Raw genomic sequence first — 588 nt, 5'->3', positions numbered from 1 at the left:
GAAGAAGGCCAAGACATTGTTGACCGCATGCAACGCGCGAAATTGGGTACGCTGGTTATCTACATGGCCGCAGGTTTAACACTGATGGTGTTGATTCCAAACCCATTATGGGGCCGCTTATTGTTCCTTGCTTGTGCAGCGTCAGTCTTTGCTGTGGGCTACGGCTTGAAGAAGAGTGCCAAGCTAGACACGCAGCCCTCTAAAGTAGCCGCGACAACGACCCAATAATCTGAATTTTTGTTTTGGCTGCCCTCGCTTGGGCAGCCCTTTTGTGGAGATATATTATGGCTAAAGGTGATGTGATTACTCTCAACTTCGAAACGTTTGTTGATAGTGATACCCAAGTGAAAGTGACGCGATTAACGCCAACGGACGTGATTTGTCACCGTAACTACTTTTACCAGAAGTGCTTTACTCAGGATGGAAAAAAGCTGCTGTTTGCAGGTGATTTCGACGGAAATCGCAACTATTACCTGCTTGACCTTGAAACGCAACAAGCAGTCCAACTGACGGAAGGTAAAGGTGACAACACCTTTGGCGGTTTCATTTCGACGGATGAGCGTGCCTTTTTCTACGTGAAAAACGAAC

At 47.1% G+C, this 588-nt stretch carries 1 protein-coding gene and 1 pseudogene; both read left to right on the top strand.

Features of this window, described 5'->3' with window-relative positions; translation table 11 throughout:
- Nucleotides 1–228 (top strand): annotated as a pseudogene (locus R8O11_RS29635) (transporter); the annotation flags it as partial.
- Between the two features lie 56 nt (nucleotides 229–284).
- A partial coding sequence (locus tag R8O11_RS29630; RefSeq protein ID WP_318195180.1) for an oligogalacturonate lyase family protein occupies nucleotides 285–588 on the top strand: 304 nt, incomplete at its 3' end.

Source organism: Vibrio sp. 1288 (assembly GCF_033344475.1).
Note: the sequence above shows the minus strand (reverse complement) of the source record. Positions and strands in the feature narration are given on the sequence as shown.